Origin of the sequence: Crenobacter intestini, assembly GCF_004919095.1 — a bacterium.
In the GTDB taxonomy this organism is placed as follows: Bacteria; Pseudomonadota; Gammaproteobacteria; order Burkholderiales; family Chromobacteriaceae; genus Craterilacuibacter; species Craterilacuibacter intestini.
The window spans coordinates 365,899-385,515 of record NZ_STGJ01000001.1 but is presented as its reverse complement, the minus strand read 5'-3'; the positions used below and the strand labels follow the sequence as shown (position 1 = coordinate 385,515).

Here is a 19,617-nt window from a genome sequence, read left to right as displayed (position 1 = left end):
CGCACCCTCGCAAGCGCTTTCAGTGTGCGTCGTCGATGGCGTCTTCGCGGCCGGGCAGCAGCAGGTTCATCCCAAGCGCGATCAGCGCGCTGACGGTGATGCCCGAGCCGAACACTTCGCGCACGTAGGCGGGCAGCTTGCCCAAGAGTTCAGGGCGCACGGTGACCGCCATCCCGCAGCCGATGGCCACCGCGATGATCACGCCGTTGCGGCGGCTGCCCTTGACCTTGCCCAGCATCTCGATGCCGGCGACGATGATCATCGCGAACATCATCAGCCCCGCGCCGCCCAGCACCGGCAGCGGGATGGTGACGATCAGCGCGCCGAACACCGGGAACAGGCCGGCGCCGACCAGCAATGCGCCCGCCAGCGCCACCACGTAGCGGCTGGCGACGCCGGTGAGCGACACCACGCCGATATTCTGCGCGAACGAGGAGAACGGCGTGGTCGACATCAGCGCGGCGAGCGCCGAACCCAGACCGTCGCACAGGATGCCGCCGGCCATCTGCTTGCCGTCTACGCGGGTCTGCGTGGCCTGCCCCAGCGCGAGGAAGTTGCCGGTCGACTCGACGATGGTCACGAGGTAAGCGATCGACATGCCGATGATGCCCGAAATCGGGAAGCTCATGCCGAAGTGCAGCGGCTGCGGCAGCGCGAACCACGCCGCGTCCTGTACCGGCTTGAAGTCGATCTTGCCGAGCATCAGGCAGAGCAGGTAGCCCACCACCATGCCGATCACGATGGCGGCGGCGGAGACGATGCCGCGGCCGAACTGCACCAGGCACACCACCAGTACCAGCACGAAGCCGGCGATCGCCAGATGGTCGGGGCGCGCGTAGTCGGGCGAGCCGACCTGGCCGCCGGCAAACCAGTCGACCGCGACCGGGATCAGCGACAGGCCGATCATCGACACCACGGTGCCGGTGACCACCGGCGGGAACAGCTTGCGGATCTGCGGCATGAAGAAGCTGCCGATGATCATCACCAGCGAGGCGACCAGGGACGAGCCGAGGATGCCGGCGACGCCGTGCTCGAAGCCGATCGCGATGGCGGCCGCGACGAAGGTGAAGCTGGTACCCATCACGCAGGGCAGGCGGATGCCGACCGGACCCGCGCCGCGGCACTGCACGATGGTGACCGCGCCGGAGACCATCAGCGCAGCGTTGACGAGGGCGACCACGTCGGCGGTGGGCAGGCCGAGCACGCCGCCGACCACCAGCGGCACGGCGATGATGCCGCCCAGCGCGGCGAGCAGGTGCTGTGCGGCGAGCAGGAGCGAGGTGGGCAGGGGCGGGCGGTCTTCGACCCGGTACAGCAGCTGTTCCATGGGGGCTTTCGTCGGTAGTTGAGAGTGCTTGCGCGCTAAAGTCGCGCATCATTCGCGAAGGCTGCCGCCGCGTCAATGATGTCTTGATTTGATCTGAAAACACCCGGTGTCGCGCGCCGGCGCTTGTGTTGTGACAAATGCATTTAATGACGATATCCTGTCTGTTTCGATTTCGATCCAAGGAAGTCAGCGATGGAACAGTTCGACAACGTCAGCGTCGCCAAGCGCGCCAATGTCTATTTCGACGGCAAATGCGTGAGCCACACCGTCACCCTGGCCGACGGCACCCGCAAGTCGGTCGGCGTGATCCTGCCGTCCACCCTGATCTTTAGCACCGGCGCGCCGGAAGTGATGGAAGTGTTGCAGGGCCAGTGCAAGGTGACGCTCGCGGGCGAGGCGGAGGCGCGCGCGTACGGTGCCGGCGACAAGTTCGAGGTGCCGGGGCAGAGCAGCTTCACCATCGAAGTGGCCGACACCGTGCACTACGTCTGCCATTTCGGCTGATTGGGAACGGGCGTGCGCTAGCGGATTTGTCATTTTTTTGCAAGGATAAGCGCGTGCGGCTAATATTCGGCGCATGAAAATTGCCGTCGCCGCCTCGCGCTCCTGCTGTACCGCCGTCGCACCCGGCGCGGCTTCCTTGGTGGCGAGCCCATGAAGGTTGCCACCCACGTCGCCGCCGGCGCCTTTTCGGGTGTCGCCACCGCGTTCTACTTCAAGGCGGACTGGTTGCCGGCGCTGCTCCTGATGGCGGGCGGCATGGTCGGCGCCTTGCTGCCGGACATCGACCACCCGTCAAGCTGGCTTGGCCGGCGCCTGACGCTGATCTCGCGGCCGATCGCGTGGCTGTTCGGCCATCGTGGCGTCACCCACAGCCTGCTGGGGCTTGCCGGCGTCTGCTACGCGGCGTTCAGCACGCTGACTCATCCCGAACTCGGCCTGTGGCTGCCGTGGCTGTTCGGCCTGTGCGTCGGCTACGCCTCGCACATCGCCGGTGACTGGCTGACGCCGGCCGGCGTGCCGCTGCTGTGGCCGGTGCGCCACCATTTCGCGGCGCCCCTGCCGGTGTTCAACGGCAAGTTTGCCGAGAATCTGATGATGACCGGGCTGTGGTTCGGCGCCGGCTACCTGATGGCGCGTTCGGGCCATGTCCCGTTCTGACGCCGTGCCTGCCTTGCCTTATCATTGCCGCGCATGAGCCAACGCATAGCCCCGATTCCGGTGCGCGACGGGATCGCGCCCAGCTTCCTGCACCTGCCCGCCGGCGACTGGGAGAGCCTGTTCGCCTTCCTGCTCGCGCGCTTCCCGCACGTGGGAGAGGAAGCGTGGCGCGCGCGCCTGGCCAGCGGTGACGTGTACGACCACGAAGGCCGGCCGCATTCGCTCGCGAGTCCGTACCCGGCCAACCGCCGCATCTGGTACTACCGCGACGTGCCGCGCGAGACGCCGATCCCGTTCGACGCGCCCATCCTCTACCGCGACGAGCGGCTGGTGGTCGCCGACAAGCCGCACTTCCTGGCTAGCGTGCCGGGTGGGCGCCATGTGCACGAGACGCTGCTGACGAGGCTCAGGCTGGCGCTGGATTGCCCGAAACTGACGGCGATCCACCGGCTCGACCGCGAGACGGCCGGCGTGATCCTCTACTGCGCCGACGCCGACTGCCGCGGCGGCTACCAGACCCTGTTCCAGGACCGCGCGGTGGTGAAGGCGTACGAGGCGATCGGCCGCTACGACCCGCAGCTTGCCTTGCCCCTGACGCGCGAGAGCCGGCTGGTCGAGGAGGCCGACAGCTTCCGCATGCAGGAGGTGGACGGCGCGCCCAATAGCGTCACCCGCATCGAGCTGATCGAGCGGCGCGGCGCCTACGCGCGCTACCGGCTGACGCCCGACACCGGCAAGAAGCACCAGTTGCGCGCGCATCTCTCCGCGCTGGGGATCGGCATCGTCGACGACCCCTGGTACCCCGCGCTGCTGCCGGACAAGGCCGCCGACGACTTCTCGCGGCCCTTGCGCCTGCTGGCCCGTTCGATCGCGTTCACCGACCCGTTCGACGGCAGCTACCGCGTCTACCAAAGCCGCCGCACGCTGGCGTGGCCGGACGACGCATGAGCCGGGTGCGCTTTTTTCGCGAGGGCGGGGCGGCGCCGTTTGCCGCGTGCGACGCGCTGCCGGGCACGCTGCTCCTGGACCTTGCGCGCCTCGAGGACATCCCGCTGCACTGGCGCTGCGGGCAGGGCACCTGCGGCACCTGCCTGGTTCGCCTGGTGCACGCGGGGCAGCCGGGCGAATTCACGCCGGGCAACCGCGAGCGCAACGTGCTGACGCGCTTCGGGCGCGCGCCGTGCGCGGCAAAGGTGTGGCCGGATACGGCCGAAACCTGGCGGCTTGCCTGCCACGTCGAGGTGGGGGAGACCGACCTCGACGTGTGGCTGCCGGCGTGAGGGGGCTTATTCCTCGCCGTAGTCGGCGCGGCGTTTGCCGTCGACGCTGATCAGACGGTCGAGGCGGATTTCGCCGCCGTCGTCGAGCACGGCGAATTCCTGCGCGTCGCGGGTGACGAGGTCGGTGATGCGCGCCAGCGTCTCGAACTCGCGGCCGGCGTCGTCGTGGTAGTGGATCGCGCAGCGTTTGCGCGACAGGCAGGTCAGTTCGAGTTCGCTGTAGTAGTCGCAGGCGACCGGGCGGTAGGTGCTGCTCATGGTACTTTCCTGGAAAACGGGATTTTTACAGCATAGGGGGCGAGCCATGTTCTCGCCCGCCATCAAAAATGGGGAACAAGATGATTGAAAAAGCAGGCGTCGACCTGTCCTTGCTGGACCTGGAAGAACTGCGCGCGCTGGCGCGCGATTTGGGCGACGAGATCGCCCGCCAGCAGGACGAGGCCGAGCGCGAGGCGCGGCTGCAGATCCGCGCGCTCGCCGAACGCTGCGGCCTCACTGCCGAAGACTTCGCCGCCGCGCCTGATGCGCCGAAGTACCACAGCGGTACCAGCCCCGACTTCACCTGGAGCGGGCGCGGGCGCAAGCCGGAGTGGGTGCTGCGCCACCTGGCCGCCGGCGGTGCGCTGGACGACTTGCTGATCGAGCGCTAGGCGCGGGTCAGCGCGCGCTCGATGAAGCGGCGCGGCACCTGCGTCTTGGGGACGCGCACGTCGAACCAGCGGCGCACGTCCCAGTCGAGGCCGATGCCGTGCATGAAGTTGTACAGCGCCTTGGCGAGCGCGCGGCCCATCGCCGCGTGGTCGGTGCCGGTCGGGTCGGAGAAGCCGACGTCGTTCTGCGCGAAGCCGGCGAACGGCAGCGGCTTGAGCATGATGCCGTATTCGGCGGGCTGCTTGCCGACCGGCGAGTGGATGGTGCACGCGAAACGGTGGAAGTATCCCGACTGGATGCAGCCCGCCTCAAACAGCTGGCGCACGTACTCGAGCGCGTCGACGCTGTCCTGCACGGTCTGCGTCGGGAAGCCGTACATCAGGTAGGCGTGCACCAGGATGCCCGCCTCGGTGAAGTCGCGGGTGACGCGGGCGACCTGCTCGACCGACACGCCCTTCTTCATCAGCTTGAGCAGTCGGTCGGAGGCGACCTCCAGCCCGCCGGACACCGCGATGCAGCCGCTTTGCGCGAGCAGGCGGCAGAGATCGGCGTCGAACGACTTCTCGAAGCGGATATTGCCCCACCAGGTGATCGCCAAGCGGCGGCGGATCAGCTCCTCGGCCAGCGCGCGCAGCATCTTGGGCGGCGCCGCCTCGTCGACGAAGTGAAAGCCGGTCTGCCCGGTCTCGGCGACGATGCGCTCGATGCGGTCGGCCAGCAGCGACGCGTTCGCCGTCTCGTAGCGCGAGATGTAGTCGAGGCTCACGTCGCAGAAGCTGCACTTCTTCCAGTAGCAGCCGTGGGCGACGGTCAGCTTGTTCCAGCGCCCGTCCGACCACAGGCGGTGCATCGGGTTGAGCATGTCGATCAGGCTCAGGTAGTCGTGGATTGGCAGGCCGTCCCAGGTCGGCGTGCCGGTCTCGCTGAACGGTACGTCCGGCTCGGGGAAGTTCACGTAGCGCACGCGCTGCTCGTCGCGCAGGTAGGTGCGCACCAGACGCTCGCGCGAACGCCCGCCCGCCAGGTGGTCCATCAGTGCCAGCAGCGGGCGCTCGCCGTCGTCTAGCGTCACGTAGTCGAAGTAGTCGAACACGCGCGGCTCGGCCAGCGAGCGCAGCTCGGTGTTCACGTAGCCGCCGCCGAGCACGATCCTGGTTTCGGGGCGCAGGCGGCGCACGGTTTGCGCGATGCGGAACGCCGCGTACACCGAGCCGGGGAAGGGCACCGACAGCAGCACCACGTCCGGCGTGTGGACGTTCAGCGCTTCGGTGACCAGCGCCTCCAGCGTGTCGTCGACCAGCGTCGGCGGCGCGGCCAGCGCCTGCGCGAGCGGGTCGAACGAGCCCTGGCTCAGGGCGAGGCTCTCGGCGTAGCGGACGAACTCGAAGCGGCTGTCGGCGGCGTCGCGCAGCACGTCGGCCAGGTCGTCCAGGTACAGCGTCGCGATATGGCGCGCGCGGTCGTAGCTGCCCAGCTCGCCGAACGCCCACGCCAGCGGGTCGGCGTCGGGCGCCTCCGGGTCGACGTAGGCGTCGATCGCGGCGAAGCGTGCGCCCTCGGGCAGCAGGGTGCGGCTGGCGATGCGGTGGGCGAGGGTCGAGTCGCGCCCCTGCAGGAAGCGGATCACCGGCGCGATGGTCGCCGCGTAGCCCTCGTACACGGCGAGAAAGTGTTCGACCTGCGCGCTTCTGGCGCGCGCGGGGAGTTTCTTGGCACGCTCGCGCAAGCGGGCCAGCCCGTCCTGGCTGAACAGCGAGAGCACCAGCGCGAGGGCGAGGTCCGCCTGGCGCGCGTCGAAGCCTTGTTCGCGCAAGAAGCCGGTCAGGTAGGCGGTCGACGGGTACGGGGTGTTCAGCTGCGTCATCGGCGGGATGATCGACAGGATACGGGCTTGGCTCATGCTGGGGCTCGACGGCAGGTTTACAAAGCGGCGCGGCCCGCGAGGGCGGGCCGGCGCGGCAAGACTAAGTAAGTTTGGACAAGGGCGCAAGGGTGTGCCCGCGATAACAAGGGAGAGCGGGATGCAAAAAAGGGTTTTGCTGGCGGCGGCGGTTTCGGCCGCGGTGCTGTACGCCGAGTCGGCGCTGCTGGGCGGCTACGCCAACCTGCAGGGGGTGGACTTGTTGCGCGCGCCGCTCGAGGCGTGCCAGGGCCTGGCGTTCAGCTTCGCGTTCGGCCTAGGGGTGCCGAACGGCCTCGCGCTTGCGCTGGCCGCCGCGCTGATGGTGCTGCCGCCGTGGCTGATCGCGCGGCTGATCGTGCGCTGGCGCGGTTGAGGCGGACAGCTCAGCCCTGCCTGCGCGCCCCGCGCGGCAGCAATCGGGCGAGCGAGTGTGCGAGCAGCAGCCATAGCGCGGCCCACACCAGCGCTGCCGCGGCATAGCCTGCCGGGCCGGGCGACGCCCAGCCACCCGCTTCGGCGCCGGCGAGAAGCGGTACACCAAGTAGTGAGAGCGCCAGCAGCGGCAGATAGAGGCTGGCGCCGGCCACGCCGGCCAGCGGCGCCAGTGCCGGCAGTGTCAGCACGGCGGCGAGCAGCGCTGCGTGGGCGACAAGGAACAGCAGGAACAGGCGCAGGGTCAGGGGCATGGCGTACCTCGGCAGGCTAGGTCGGTTCAGTGTACCCCGGCGCCGGGGCGCCTGCCCTCATGGCATTGCCCGTCCATGCTAGATTGCCGCGCGGCCTGCGCGGCCGCAGCCATTGAGCCCTTGATGACCCGAGAGACAGGACGCCCCGATGCCCAGCCCGCTTGCCCCGTTTAACCTGGTCGACACCCGCAACGCGTCCGCCACCGACTTGCGCGAGGCGCAGCAAGCGTTGTTCGGCCTGCTCATCGAGCGCGAGCGCGCGTTCGGCTTCCACCCGGACGTGGTCACCGAATACCCCGACCCGCTGGACGCGCTACTGGCCGACCCGGTGGCCTATCTGGCCGGCCGCCTGCACGCGGCCGAGCAAAAGCGCGGCGCGCCGCTGGCGCGCGTGGTGGTGCTGACCACCTACGTCGACAAGCTCGGCACCCTGCAATGCGCGGCCGGCTACAGCGAGGAGGTGATCGACATGCCGGCAGGCCCCGAGCACACCAGCGGCTTTGCCCGCACGCTCGACCCGGACGGCGTCGGCACCCTGTACCTCGAGGCCGTCAACGAGATGGACGACAAGATCAGCCCGACCTTCGTGCTGACGGCCAGCGACGGCGAGGGGCGCCTGCTCGCGGGGATGTCCGGCTCGGTGTGGACGGCGGCGGGCGAGTGCTCGGCGTATGTCTCGACGGTGGTCGCGCGCGAGGACGCCCCCGCCGGCACCGGCAGCCGGCTGGCCGCGGCGGTGTGGGATTACCTGCTCGGCGAGGGCGTCAGCCGGGTCAACCTCGGCACGCAGACTGCCGACGGCTTCTACCTGCGACAGGGCTTCCGGGTGATCCACACCCTGGTACCCCGATTGCGCTGGCGGCGCGCGGCTAACGGGCGCACCGTCTGGCACGACCTGGTGATCATGCGCAAGGACCTGTGAGCCGGCGCGCCGCGCTTGCCGCCGCCGCGTCCGGCAGCCATACCGAAGGGTTTGTACGGACGGGAGGCGGACATGGGCAGGAAACTGGCGCTGTTTTTTGACGGGACGTGGAACAAGCCGGGCAGGGACGCGCGCACCGAGGCGGTGGAGACATCGGTGCGCCGTCTCTACGAGGCGACGCCGAACACCCCCTCGCAGACGACGTGGTACGACTCGGGCGTCGGCACCGGGCGGCTGCTCGACAAGCTGCTGGGCGGCGCGTTCGGCGTCGGGCTGGACGGCAATATCTGCGAGGGTTACCGCCAGCTGTGCACCAGCTATCGGGAAGGCGACGAGCTGTTCCTGTTCGGCTTCTCGCGCGGCGCGTACACCGCAAGGTCGCTCGCCGGCATGCTCAACAAGTGCGGGCTGCTGCACACGCCCGAGCACGCGCTGATCGACAAGGCATACGCCTTCTACCGCGACACCACGATGAAGCCCGCCGGCCCCGAGGCGCGGGCGTTCCGCGCCGCGCATTCGCGCGAGATCCGCGTGCGCTGCATCGCGGTATGGGACACCGTCGGCGCGCTCGGCATCCCGCTGGACGTGATGGATGCCTTCAACCTCAGGCGGCACGCCTTCCACGACACCGAGCTGTCGTCCATCGTCGAGCATGCCTACCACGCATGCGCGATCGACGAGGCGCGCGACATCTACGACGTCGCGCTGTGGACGCACCAGCCGCGCGAGAATCAGGTGGTCGAGCAGCGCTGGTTTCCCGGCGCGCACGCCGACGTCGGCGGCGGCTACCGCGAGCGCGACTTGAGCTACGGGCCGCTGCGCTGGCTCGCCAGCAAGGTGCAGGCGCTGGGGCTCGCGGTCGACGCGAGCCTGCAGCTGGGCGCGCCACCGCAGGACGCGGTGGCCGGCCTGCTGCACAACGAGCTCGACAACCCGCTGTTCGACCTGGTGTGCCGCATGCAGCCCAGGCGGCTGGGCCTTGGCCAGTTCGGCGTCGACAGCAACCAGACCCTGTCGGACGAGGCGCTGGCGCGCTACCGGCAGCGCGCCGACTACCGACCGTGCAACTGGCCGCCCGGCGCGGGGTGAACGTGAACGGCGGGGGGGGCTGGCCTGTTTCTTGCTGCATCCCACCCATGTCCGAGCCCCGCCACGACACGCCACCGCCCCGTCCCGTCGAACTGCTGAGACGGGACTACAACCGCTGGGTGGCCCGGGAGACGCTGGAAGACTACGCGCTGCGCTTCACGCCCAGAGGCTTTAGGCGCTGGTCGGTGTGGCGGGTCGCCAATACCGCCGCCGGCGGGGCGGCCGCCTTTCTGGTGCTGGAAGCCGTCGGCGCCACCATGATGCTGCAGGCGGGGTTTTACAACGCGTTCTGGGCGATCCTCGCGACCGGGCTGATCATCTTCGCGGCCGGGCTGCCGATCAGCGTGTACGCCGCGCGTTACGGCGTCGACATGGACCTGCTCACGCGCGGCGCCGGCTTCGGCTATATCGGCTCGACCGTCACCTCGCTGATCTACGCCTCGTTCACCTTCATCTTCTTCGCGCTGGAAGCCGCGATCATGGCCTACGCGCTGGAGATGGGCTTCGGCATCCCGCCAGAGTGGGGCTACCTGCTGTGCGCGCTGGTGGTGCTGCCGCTGGTCACCCACGGGGTGACCGCGATCAGCCGCCTGCAAAACTGGACCTTGCCCTTGTGGCTGGTGCTGCTGGTGCTGCCGTATGTGTTCGTGCTCTGGCATGAGCCGCAGGCGCTGGCCGGCCTGTGGCACTACGGCGGAGCACAGGGCGTGCCGCAGTCGTTCGACTTGCGCCATTTTGGTGCCGCGCTGACCGTCGGCATCGCGCTGATCACGCAGATGGGCGAGCAGGCGGACTACCTGCGCTTCATGCCGCCGCAAAACGGCGTCAAGCCGCGCAGCTGGTGGTGGGCGGTGGTGGTCGGCGGCCCCGGCTGGGTGTTGCCGGGAGTGCTGAAGATGCTGGGCGGCGCGCTGCTGGCGTGGCTGGCGCTGCGCAACGGCGTCGATGCGGCGCGCGCGGTCGACCCGAACCAGATGTACCTGATCGGTTTCTCGCATGTGTTCGACAACACGGTGCTCGCCATCGCGGCGACCGCGGCGCTGGTGATTGTCTCCCAGCTGAAGATCAACGTCACCAACGCCTATGCAGGTTCGCTCGCGTGGTCGAACTTCTTCTCGCGGCTCACGCACAGCCACCCGGGGCGGGTGGTCTGGGTGGTGTTCAACCTGGCCATCGCGCTGTTGCTGATGGAACTCAAGGTCTTTCACGCCTTGGGGCAGGTGCTCGGGCTTTACTCGAATATCGCGATCTCCTGGATCATGGCGGTGGTCGCCGACCTGGTCGTCAACAAGCCGCTCGGCCTGAGCCCGCGCGGCATCGAGTTCCGCCGCAGCTACCTGTACGACGTCAACCCGGTCGGGGTCGGCGCGATGGCGCTGGCGTCCGGCCTGTCCATCGCCAGCCATGTCGGCCTGTTCGGCGACCCCTGGCAGCCGCTGGCGCCCTTCGTCGCGATGGCGGTCGCCTTCTGCTGCTCGCCCTTGCTGGCCTGGCTCACCCGCGGGCGCTACTACCTGGCCCGCGAAGCGAGCGCGGCCAAGGCGCCCTGCCGCTGCGTGGTGTGCGCGCGCAGCTACGAGCCGGAGGACATGGCGCCGTGCCCGGCCTACCGCGGCCAGATCTGCTCGCTGTGCTGCACGCTCGACGTCCGCTGCCAGGACGCGTGCCGGCCGCATGCCCGGCTGGCGGAGCAGTGGGCCGCGCTGTTGCGGCGCGTGCTGCCGCGCGCGCTGTGGCCCTATCTCTCGCACGGCCTCGGCCATTACCTGCTGCTGATGGCCGGCATCGGCGGCGTGCTGTGGCTGCTGCTGGGGCTGCTCTATTACATCGAACGCCAGGCCAGCCCCGACGCGGCCTATGCGGCTGCGTTGCCGCAACTCTTCTGGCGGCTGTTCGCGGTGCTGGTGCTGACCGGCGGGGTGCTGGCGTGGTGGATGGTGCTGACCGCGCGCAGCCGGGAGGTCGCGCAGCAGGAATCCAACCGGCAGACCGCCCGCTTGCTCGCCGAGATCGAGTCGCACCGCTGCACCGACGCACAGCTCAAGCTGGCGCGGGAGCATGCCGAGCTGGCCAACCAGGCCAAGAGCCGTTACGTCACCGCGATCAGCCACGAATTGCGCACGCCGCTCAACAGCATCCTCGGCTACGCGCAGATCCTCGACGGCGACCCGGCCATCCCGCCGCACCGGCAGCAGGCGATCGCGGTGATCCGCCGCAGCGGCGAGCACCTGCTGTCGGTGATCGACGGCAGCATGGACATCGCGCGCATTGAAAGCGGCAAGCTCACGCTCGACATCCGCGCGGTCGATTTTTCGGGTTTCGTGCAGCAGCTGGTGTCCATGTTCGCGCTGCAGGCGCGCGACAAGGGGCTGCAGTTCTCCTTCGTGCCCGACGCGGCGATGCCGCCCGTGGTGCGGGCCGACGAGAAACGCCTGCGCCAGGTGCTGATCAACCTGCTGGGCAACGCCGTGAAGTTCACCCGGCAAGGCTCGGTGCGCTTTTGCGTGCGCTACCGCGGCCAGGTCGCGACCTTCGAGGTCAGCGATACCGGCCCGGGCATCGCCGAAGACGAGCTGGCCCGGGTGTTCGAGCCTTTCGCGCGGGGGCGCGCCAGCGGTGCCGGCGGCACCGGGCTTGGCCTGACCATCAGCAAGATGCTGGCCGAGGTGATGGGCGGCGAGCTGACCGTGCAGAGCACGCCGGGGCAGGGCAGCCGCTTCGCGGTCCGCCTGTTCCTGCCCTCGGTCCACGCGGCGCTGGCCGCGCGCGAATTGCCCAGGCGCAACCGCATCGGCTACGCCGGCGAGCGCCGGCGCGTGATGCTGGTCGACAACGAGGCGGTCGACCGCGAAATGCTCGCCGGCGTGCTCTCGCGGCTGGGCTTCGGGGTTGCGCAGGCGGCTGACGGCACCGAATGCCTGGCCCGGGTGCGCGCGTTCCGGCCGGACCTGGTGCTGATGGACCTGGCGATGCCGGGGATGGACGGCTGGGAGACGCTGCGCCGGTTGCGCGAGACGGGCACGCCGGCACGCCTCGCCATCCTGTCGGCGAATGCCTTCGAACACGGGCAGGCCAACGACGCGGGTATCGGTGCCGACCACTTCATCCTCAAGCCGATCCGGGTGGAAGAGCTGCTCGACTGGCTGGGCGACACCCTGCAACTGCAATGGCAGTTCGCGGACGACAACGCCGCGGTGCAGGCCGCCCCGCCCGCCGGTGCTTTGGTGGGCCCGCCGCCGGGGGAACTGGCCGCGCTTATCGACGCGGCGGCGCTCGGGCATCTGCGGGGCGTGCGCGCGGAGCTGGCGCGGCTGCGCGGGCTTGACCCCGCCTACGCCGAATTTGTCCGGGTCGCCGCCACGCACGCTGAGGGCTACCAGTTCGACGCGCTGCGCGAATGGATGGGCAGTATCCCGACCATGGAGGTGGACGATGGTGGACGCTGAGCGCGGGGAGGGCGTGGTGCTGATCGTCGACGACCAGCCGGACAACCTGAGCCTGTTGCACGACGCGCTGGACGGCGCGGGCTATACGGTGCTGGTCGCCACCGGCGGGCCGGCCGCGCTCGAGCGGGCCGCGCGGGCGCGGCCCGACGTGATCCTGCTGGATGCCCTGATGCCCGGCATGGACGGCTTCGAGGTGGCCCGCCGGCTGAAGGCCGACCCGGCGTTGCGCCCCATCCCCATCGTGTTCATGACGGCGCTGGTGGAGAGCGAGCATGTGGTGGCTTCGTTCGCGGCGGGGGGGACCGACTACGTGAGCAAGCCGCTGCGTCCGTCCGAGGTGCTGGCGCGCATCGGCGCACATATCCGCAACGCCCGCCAGGCCAGCCGGGCGAGCAGCGCGCTGGACGCGTTCGGGCAGGCGACCGTCGCCGTGTCCGCGCGCGACGGTCGCCTCTTGTGGCAGACGGCGTTGGCGCGCCGCCTGCTCGAACACCATTTCGGACCGGGTGAAATCGCGCCGCCCGCATTGCTTGCCTGGATCCGCGACGCGCAGGCGTGCCACGCCCGCGGGGGCGAGCCGCCGGCGCTGCTCGCGCGCTCGGACAGCCGGCGCCTGCTGGCGAGCTACCACGACCAGACCGAGGACGGCGAGTGGCTGGTGGTGCTGCGCGAAGAGGACGAACACGCCAGCATCCTCGCGCTGATGCGGCGCTTCCGGCTGACCCCGCGCGAGGCCGAGGTGCTGCACTGGCTGAGCCTGGGCAAGACCAACCGGGACATCGCCGAGATCCTTTCGATGAGCCCGCGTACCGTCAACAAGCACCTCGAGCATGTGTTCGACAAGCTGTCGGTCGAGACGCGCACCGCCGCGGCGACGCTGGCGCACAGCGCGAACCGCTGACCTGCCTGCAGGCAGGTCGATGAGGATTTCAAGCTTCTTTGCGGCACCATAACGAGGGCCCAGCAGCAAACGCCGGCTGCAGGTCCTTTTTCATTACCCATGGAGCCGCTACCGGACGAGACCTGCAAGGGAGCGTCAAGCGTACGCGAGGTGGCACCTGACCTGGTGGCCGGTTTGCCGCGGCTCGCCCGTGACAAGTGCTTGCGGTGTTTGACAGCCCGACGTTGCGCGCGCACAGCGGTCCTTGAAAAAACAACCGGCGGGCAGCTTGATATTGCTGGGCAGCTCCGTCTTTTCGGCTGGGTCTGACGAGAAGCCCGCGTCGGAGAGTTTGGGGACGGATTCCATCAATAGCTGGGTGTAAGGGTGGCGCGGGTTTTCCAGCACATCGAGCGTCGCGCCCACTTCCACGATCTGCCCGAGGTACATCACCGCCGTCCTGTTGCACATGTGCCGGATCACCGAGACGTTGTGCGAAATCAGGATGAAGGTCATGTTGCGGCTGCGCTGCAGCTCCTGCAGCAGGTTGAGAATCTGCGCCTGCACGGAAATGTCGAGCGCCGAGGTTGGCTCGTCTAGCAGGATGATTTCAGGGTTGGTCGACAGCGCTCGGGCGATGGCGATGCGCTGGCGCTGGCCGCCGGAAAACTCGTGCGGAAACCTGTAAATGTACTCGGGCCGGATGCCGACCTGGATGGCCAGGCTTTTGGCGAGGTCCATCATCGCTTGCTGCGACGGGCGGTCGCCGAGGGCGTAGACCGGCTCGGTGATGATCTTCCACACCGGCAGTTTCGGGTTGAGCGACGATTGCGGGTCCTGAAAAACGATCTGCATGCCGCTGCGCGTGGCAGCGTCTTGCTTGGCGAGCTGCAAGCTGCCCGAGGTCGGCTTGAGCAAACCGACCAGAATTTGCGCCAGCGTACTTTTGCCGCAGCCCGACTCGCCGACGATGCCGAGGATGTCGCCGCGTGCGACGTCGATGGAGATGCCGTTCAGCGCGTGGACGTGCTGCCGCGGCCGACCTAACCAGTCCGGGTTGATCGGGAAGCGGACGTGCACGTCCTTCATTTGCAAAATCGGGGTAGGGGTCACGCCACGGCCTCCAGGTCGGTCAAGGGGTGCCAGCACGCGCACAGGTGGGCATCAGTTTGCGGTGCCTCGGCAAGCGCGGGCTTTTGATGACATTTTTCAGACGACTGGCTACATCGCGATTGGAACGCGCAGCCAACGGGTAGCTTGGAGAGGTCAGGCACGCTGCCGGGGATGGACTTGAGCTGCGTGCCGGGTGCCGCCGTCTCGGGTAGCGCAGCCAGCAGCCCGCGCGTGTAGGGGTGGCGGGGGCTATGCAGCACCTTTCTTGTCGAGCCGGATTCGATCAGGCTGCCCGCGTACATCACGTACACCCGGTCACAAAACTGCGAAACGACGGCCATGTCGTGCGTGATGAACAGGATGGCGGTTTTGCGCTCGGCCGCCATTTTCTTCAGTAGCATCAGCACCTGCTTTTGCACCGTCACGTCGAGCGCGGTGGTGGGTTCGTCCGCGATGATCACCTTGGGGTTGCAGGAGAACGCGAGCGCGATCAACACCCGTTGGCGCATGCCGCCGGAGAGCTCGAAAGGGTAGCGGGCCAGAATGTCCTCGGGGTCGGCGAAGTGCATGTCGGAGAGCAAGCCCGCTGCAATCTCTTCCGCCTGGCCTTTGGAGACGCGCTGATGGCGGCGGATCACGTCGACCATCTGCTTGCCGACCTTGCGGGTGGGGTTGAGCGCGGTCATCGGCTCCTGGAAGATCATCGCGACGTCGCCGCCGCGCAGCTCGCAAATCTCTTTTTCCGAGGCTTTCAGGATGTCTACGCCCAGCATGTCGATGCTGCCCGTGCGGACACGATAACTGCCTTCGCCCAACAGGCGCATCGTCATCATCGCCGTGATTGACTTGCCCGAGCCCGACTCGCCGACGATGCCGACAATCTCCCCTTGCTTGACAGTAAGGGAGACACCGTTCAGCGCCTTGAGCGTCCCTTCGTACAGCGGAAACTCGATGCTGAGGTCTTTGATAGATAAAACCGTGCGGCTATCCATGTTTACTTGCCCCTCTGCTTTGGGTCGAGGATGTCGCGAATGCCATCGCCGAACAGGTTGAAACTGGTCGACGTGATCAGGATGGCGAGGCCGGGGAAGAGCGAGTACCACCAGTGGTCCAGGATGTAGTTGCGGCCGGTAGCGACCATCGTCCCCCATTCGGCAGTTGGCTGTTGTGCGCCCAAGCCGATAAAGCCCAATGCAGCCGCCACCAAAATGGTGCCGCCAATATCCAGCGTCGCCTGCACCACGACCGGCGGCAGTGCGTTGCGTACGATATGCCAGCGCACGATATGCCAGCGGCTGGCGCCGAAGGTGCGGGCTGCTTTTACATAGCCCATCTCTCGGATGCCGAGCGCTTGGCCTCTGGCCAAACGGACGTAGTAGGGGATGCGCACCAGGGTGATCGCGAGCATGGCGTTAAACAGGCTGGCGCCCAGCGCGGCGGCCAACGCCATGGTCAGCACCAACGATGGTACCGAGAGGATGGTGTCGGTCAGGCGCATGATCAGGCCATCGATACGGCCGCCGACCGACCCCGAGAAGCAGCCGACCAGCGTGCCGACCACGCCGGCAACGCCGACCACAAAAAAACCGACGCTGATCGACTGCTGGCTGCCAAAAACGACCCGGCTGTAGATATCCCGCCCGACTTCGTCGGTGCCGAACCAGTGTGCCGCCGACGGTGGCTGCAGCCGCTTCATCAGGTCGATCGCGTTTGGGTCGTGCGTGGCAAGCCACGGCGCAAACAGCATCACGCACAGCATGAACAGGATGATGCTTGCGCCAAGCAAGGTGAGCGGGCTTTTTCTGACCCGGTAAAAGAAATAACCGATGCGTTTTGATCGCTGGCTTTTAACTTCCTCAATCGATGCGATCGGATGTTCCGTGCTTACGTTCATGATCAATTCACTCCGGAAATGCGCGGGTCGATCAGCATGTAAACCAGGTCGACAATCAGGTTGACGATGACGTACGCGAAGGACACTACGATGGCGAACCCCATCACCGCCGGAAAGTCTAGCGCCTGAATCGAGTTGACCACGTAAGCGCCCATGCCCGGCCAGGCAAATACCGTTTCGGTCAACACCGCGCCGTACAGCAAATCGCCCAGCGCAAGGCCGATGACGGTGACCGAAGGAATCAGCGCGTTAGGCAGCGCCTGCTTGAAGATGATCGACCATTTGGACGCTCCGCTTGCCTTGGCGGTGCGGATGTAGTCTTCCTGCAATTGCTCGAGCATCGACGAGCGGATTTGCCGGGCGACAACGCCCAAGTGGACAAAGCCAAGCGTGAAGGCGGGCAGCGCGATGTGTTTGAGTGCGCTGATAAAGCCCGAAAAGTTGCCTTCAAGCAGGGTATCGATCAGGTAAAACCCGGTTGCGTTCAATTGCGGCGCCAAGCCTTCTCCGATACGCCCGCCGCCGGGGAGCATGCCGAGTTTGCCGTAAAAAACCAGGATGACACCTAAGCCCAGCCAGAAGGCGGGGGTTGAAATGCCGGTCACCGAAATCAGCCTGACAAAATGGTCGAGCGGCTTGTCTTTATAAACGGCCGACAGGACGCCCAGTGGAATGCCCACGACACTGGCAAACAGCAGGGCTACGATCGCCAACTCTAGCGTGGCTGGAAAAAAAGCCGCCAAGTCATCGAGCACTGGCTGCGTGGTGCGGATCGACGTGCCCAAGTCGCCGCTCAGCAAGTTTTTTAGATAACTGAAGTACTGGATATGCAGCGGCTGATCGAGCCCAAGCTGCACCCGGATGTTCTGCACGATTTCTTCGGTCGCCTTCTCGCCGGCGATCAGCCGGGCCGGGTCGCCCGGGATTAGGTGAGAGACGGTGAAAGTGATCACCGAAACGCCCAACACCACTACCAGCAAACCTAATAGCCGTTTTCTTATTAACTGCAGGGCTGACATGCGGCTCCCCCGTTCGAAGAATAAATGGCGGGCACCGCCGTTTTATCGGCGGTGCCCTGCTTCATTCTTTAAAGTTTTTTAATGGCGTCGACGTTGAAAACGCTTTCCAGCATCGGGTTGAAGGCAAAGCCCTTGACCTTGTTGCTCATGCCGACCTGGTAGTTCTTCTGGAAGAGGAATACGTAGCCTGCATCGTTGATGGCCATTTGCTGGGCTTTCTGATAAAGCTCGGTCCGTTTTTTCTGGTCGGTCATCGAAGCGGCTTCGCGCACGAGTTTATCGACGGCAGGGTTCTTGTAGTAAGAACGGTTGCCCGGCAAGCCTTCTTTTTCCGAATCGAACCAGTAGTTCATGAACATGTACGGGTCGGCAAAGTCCGGGCTCCAGTTTCCGATGGCGATATCGTAGTCGCCCTTGCCGACGCGGTCGCGCATGGTGGCGTTGGCCAGATTCTCAAGTTTGACCTTGACGCCGAGTGCGCCAAGCGCCGCTTGCGTGCTGATCGCGATCGGCTCCCAGTTCGGGTCTTTGGTCGAATAGACAAAATTGAGCGTGCCGCCTTTGCTTGTGGCGCTATCGATCAACTGCTTGGATTTATTCATGTTCATGTTGTACTGCATGGCTTTGGCGTCAAAGCCCCACATCCCTTCCGGTATCGCACCGCGCATCTGCTTGGCGTTACCCTTGAGCACCCCCTTGATGATCCCGTTGTAGTCAGTCGCGTAGGAGACGGCGCGGCGCATGTTGACGTCGCTCATCGGACCTTTCCGGTTATTGAGGTACAGGTAGGTCACCCGCAGCGAGGGGAAGGCTGCCACGCTGACGCCTGGTTTTTTGCCAAGCGATGCCAACTGGTCTTCCGGAAGTTCTTCCGCGATATCCAGGTCGCCATTTTCAAGTTGCAGGCGGCGACTGGACGGGTCAGCGATGATCTTCACCACAACCTGTTTCAGGCTGGGTTTGGGGCCGGCGTAGTAAGGGTTCGGTTCCAGCGTTAGGGATTGCCCTTTTTGCCAATTGCTCAGCCTGAAGGGGCCGGAGCCGGCGGTAGCCTTGGCCAGATAGCCGGCACCTTGCTTCTCAACGACAGCAGGGTTGACGATGCTGGCGCCGTTGTTGGCAAGCGTATACAGGAACGGTGCAAACGGCTTTTGTAGTCTGAAGCGCACGGTTTCCGGGTCGACGACTTCGATCACCATGTCGGAAGGAAAGGCTTCGGATGGGCCTTGTGCGGCCTTGACCATGCGCTCGAAGGAGTATTTGACCGCGTCGGCGGTGACGTTTTTGCCGTCGTCAAACTTGTTGCCCTTTTTGAGCTTGAATTCCCACGTCAGGCCGTCGGCCGAGGATTTCCAGCTCTTGGCCAGGTCGCCTTCGACCTGGGTCGACCCTTTGCCGTTCTCGACCTTGTAACGTATCAGCCGTTGGTAGGCAGGGTAGGTCACCGTCCAGTCGTTATTGTCGATGGTGATGGCCGGGTCCAGCGTCTGTGGGTCAGCCGCCTTGCCGATCACCAGGGTACCCGCCGGCGTGGCAGCAAACGCCTGACCGGAGATGAGGCTCGCGGTGATGATGAGACCTGCCAGCGCGCGGGTACTGAACGGCTTGTTCATCGCACGCATGTCACTTTCAAGATGTGCATTCATGAGGGTTGTCTCCGAGTGTTTGCGGGGTACTGCTGTGGTTATCACCTTGCGGTAATTACTTAATGAACGGATAGGATTTTGCATCGGGCAGCTCGTAATGCCACCACTCTGTCGATATGTGCACGAAGCCGGCCGCTTTCATGATGCCAAGCAGTACCAGCCGGTTGATTTGTACATGAGGCGGGTGTGCCGGATGGAAATGACCGGACGTCTCTTCCATCACGTCAAAGTCGGTGCCCATGTCCAATTCGCAGTCGTTCTGGTCAACCAGGGTGACGTCGAGTGCGACGCCGCGGCTGTGGTTGGAGCCTGTGGCAATGTCCGCGACGTAGTTGGGGTTGGGCAGGAAATTCCATAGCCGTTTGTGGTCGTCCTGGCTTCGATAAGCATCCAGTATTTTTATCTTGTAACCTGCCAATTCTGCGAGGGACGTGGCGAGACTTAGCGCGTCTGCGGCGTCGCTGTGCAAAAGGCAGTTGTCGTTCTGGTACACGGCTTTGCCAAGCATGTTCTGGTTCGTAGCGTAAGCCATGTGAACGACGACGCCATGTTTTTCAGGCGTAATTTCGATAAGTGCCGGGTTGTTTTTCATCTGGGTGG

The 19,617-nt window shown here is 66.1% G+C and carries 20 protein-coding genes; 10 read left to right on the top strand and 10 right to left on the bottom strand.

The annotated features are described in order from the left end of the window. Positions 1 to 19 precede the first annotated feature (19 nt). A complete protein-coding gene (locus E5K04_RS01720; protein WP_136551172.1) occupies positions 20 to 1,327 on the bottom strand; it encodes a nucleobase:cation symporter-2 family protein in 1,308 nt (435 codons plus the stop codon). A gap of 192 nt (positions 1,328 to 1,519) precedes the next feature. Between E5K04_RS01720 and ppnP the strand changes: the two genes are divergently transcribed. The 4 genes from ppnP (at position 1,520) to E5K04_RS01700 (ending at position 3,768) form a co-directional block, all read left to right on the top strand. Further along, on the top strand, positions 1,520 to 1,831 hold the full coding sequence (gene ppnP / locus E5K04_RS01715) for a pyrimidine/purine nucleoside phosphorylase (RefSeq protein WP_136551171.1): 312 nt from the start codon (positions 1,520 to 1,522) through the stop codon (positions 1,829 to 1,831). A 150-nt stretch (positions 1,832 to 1,981) separates the two neighbouring features. Continuing rightward, positions 1,982 to 2,488, top strand: a complete 507-nt coding sequence (locus tag E5K04_RS01710; protein WP_136551170.1) for a metal-dependent hydrolase — start codon at positions 1,982 to 1,984, stop codon at positions 2,486 to 2,488. A gap of 33 nt (positions 2,489 to 2,521) precedes the next feature. Continuing rightward, a complete protein-coding gene (locus E5K04_RS01705; protein WP_136551169.1) occupies positions 2,522 to 3,436 on the top strand; it encodes a pseudouridine synthase in 915 nt (304 codons plus the stop codon). After that, positions 3,433 to 3,768 (top strand): 2Fe-2S iron-sulfur cluster-binding protein, encoded by a 336-nt coding sequence (locus E5K04_RS01700; protein WP_136551168.1) that lies wholly within the window; start codon positions 3,433 to 3,435, stop codon positions 3,766 to 3,768. The genes E5K04_RS01705 and E5K04_RS01700 overlap by 4 nt, the downstream gene beginning before the upstream one ends. A gap of 6 nt (positions 3,769 to 3,774) precedes the next feature. Here the strand turns inward: E5K04_RS01700 and E5K04_RS01695 are convergent, their stop codons facing one another. After that, complete coding sequence (locus E5K04_RS01695; protein ID WP_163315512.1) at positions 3,775 to 4,026, bottom strand: hypothetical protein; 252 nt, start codon at positions 4,024 to 4,026, stop codon at positions 3,775 to 3,777. Between the two features lie 80 nt (positions 4,027 to 4,106). Between E5K04_RS01695 and E5K04_RS01690 the strand changes: the two genes are divergently transcribed. After that, positions 4,107 to 4,418 (top strand): H-NS histone family protein, encoded by a 312-nt coding sequence (locus E5K04_RS01690; protein ID WP_168929125.1) that lies wholly within the window; start codon positions 4,107 to 4,109, stop codon positions 4,416 to 4,418. Here E5K04_RS01690 and E5K04_RS01685 read toward each other — a convergent pair. Beyond that, on the bottom strand, positions 4,415 to 6,319 hold the full coding sequence (locus E5K04_RS01685) for a B12-binding domain-containing radical SAM protein (RefSeq protein WP_136551165.1): 1,905 nt from the start codon (positions 6,317 to 6,319) through the stop codon (positions 4,415 to 4,417). The two genes, E5K04_RS01690 and E5K04_RS01685, sit on opposite strands and share 4 nt — an antisense overlap. 121 nt (positions 6,320 to 6,440) lie before the next feature. Between E5K04_RS01685 and E5K04_RS01680 the strand changes: the two genes are divergently transcribed. Beyond that, positions 6,441 to 6,695 carry a hypothetical protein gene (locus E5K04_RS01680; protein ID WP_136551164.1) on the top strand — a complete coding sequence of 85 codons (255 nt, stop codon included), beginning with the start codon at positions 6,441 to 6,443 and terminating at the stop codon, positions 6,693 to 6,695. 10 nt (positions 6,696 to 6,705) lie between these two features. On the opposite strand, the gene E5K04_RS01675 is transcribed toward E5K04_RS01680, so the two are convergent. After that, positions 6,706 to 7,008, bottom strand: coding sequence for a hypothetical protein (locus E5K04_RS01675; protein WP_136551163.1), 303 nt, complete (start codon positions 7,006 to 7,008; stop codon positions 6,706 to 6,708). A 148-nt stretch (positions 7,009 to 7,156) separates the two neighbouring features. Between E5K04_RS01675 and E5K04_RS01670 the strand changes: the two genes are divergently transcribed. The 4 genes from E5K04_RS01670 to E5K04_RS01655 all read left to right on the top strand — a co-directional run bounded on the left by E5K04_RS01670 (position 7,157) and on the right by E5K04_RS01655 (position 13,366). After that, positions 7,157 to 7,930, top strand: a complete 774-nt coding sequence (locus tag E5K04_RS01670; RefSeq protein ID WP_136551162.1) for a GNAT family N-acetyltransferase — start codon at positions 7,157 to 7,159, stop codon at positions 7,928 to 7,930. Between the two features lie 72 nt (positions 7,931 to 8,002). Further along, entirely contained in the window at positions 8,003 to 9,019 is a 1,017-nt protein-coding gene (locus E5K04_RS01665; RefSeq protein WP_136551161.1) for a DUF2235 domain-containing protein, read from the top strand. 47 nt (positions 9,020 to 9,066) lie between these two features. Next, positions 9,067 to 12,465: an ATP-binding protein gene (locus E5K04_RS01660; protein ID WP_136551160.1), complete on the top strand. Its 3,399-nt coding sequence runs from the start codon at positions 9,067 to 9,069 to the stop codon at positions 12,463 to 12,465. Continuing rightward, entirely contained in the window at positions 12,452 to 13,366 is a 915-nt protein-coding gene (locus tag E5K04_RS01655) for a response regulator (RefSeq protein ID WP_136551159.1), read from the top strand. Before E5K04_RS01660 ends, E5K04_RS01655 begins: the two co-directional genes overlap by 14 nt. A 135-nt stretch (positions 13,367 to 13,501) precedes the next feature. Here E5K04_RS01655 and E5K04_RS01650 read toward each other — a convergent pair whose 3' ends face one another. From E5K04_RS01650 to ddpX, 6 genes are all read right to left on the bottom strand, one after another. Continuing rightward, positions 13,502 to 14,458: an oligopeptide/dipeptide ABC transporter ATP-binding protein gene (locus E5K04_RS01650; RefSeq protein ID WP_205700263.1), complete on the bottom strand. Its 957-nt coding sequence runs from the start codon at positions 14,456 to 14,458 to the stop codon at positions 13,502 to 13,504. Further along, positions 14,455 to 15,450, bottom strand: a complete 996-nt coding sequence (locus E5K04_RS01645; protein ID WP_136551158.1) for an ABC transporter ATP-binding protein — start codon at positions 15,448 to 15,450, stop codon at positions 14,455 to 14,457. Before E5K04_RS01645 ends, E5K04_RS01650 begins: the two co-directional genes overlap by 4 nt. A gap of 2 nt (positions 15,451 to 15,452) precedes the next feature. Continuing rightward, complete coding sequence (gene ddpC / locus E5K04_RS01640) at positions 15,453 to 16,352, bottom strand: D,D-dipeptide ABC transporter permease (protein WP_136551326.1); 900 nt, start codon at positions 16,350 to 16,352, stop codon at positions 15,453 to 15,455. A 2-nt stretch (positions 16,353 to 16,354) separates the two neighbouring features. Then, complete coding sequence (locus tag E5K04_RS01635; protein WP_136551157.1) at positions 16,355 to 17,371, bottom strand: ABC transporter permease; 1,017 nt, start codon at positions 17,369 to 17,371, stop codon at positions 16,355 to 16,357. Between the two features lie 68 nt (positions 17,372 to 17,439). Next, on the bottom strand, positions 17,440 to 19,017 hold the full coding sequence (locus tag E5K04_RS01630) for an ABC transporter substrate-binding protein (protein WP_235844211.1): 1,578 nt from the start codon (positions 19,015 to 19,017) through the stop codon (positions 17,440 to 17,442). Positions 19,018 to 19,072: 55 nt separating this feature from the next. Then, positions 19,073 to 19,609, bottom strand: a complete 537-nt coding sequence (gene ddpX / locus E5K04_RS01625; RefSeq protein ID WP_136551156.1) for a D-alanyl-D-alanine dipeptidase — start codon at positions 19,607 to 19,609, stop codon at positions 19,073 to 19,075. Between the last annotated feature and the right edge of the window lie 8 nt (positions 19,610 to 19,617).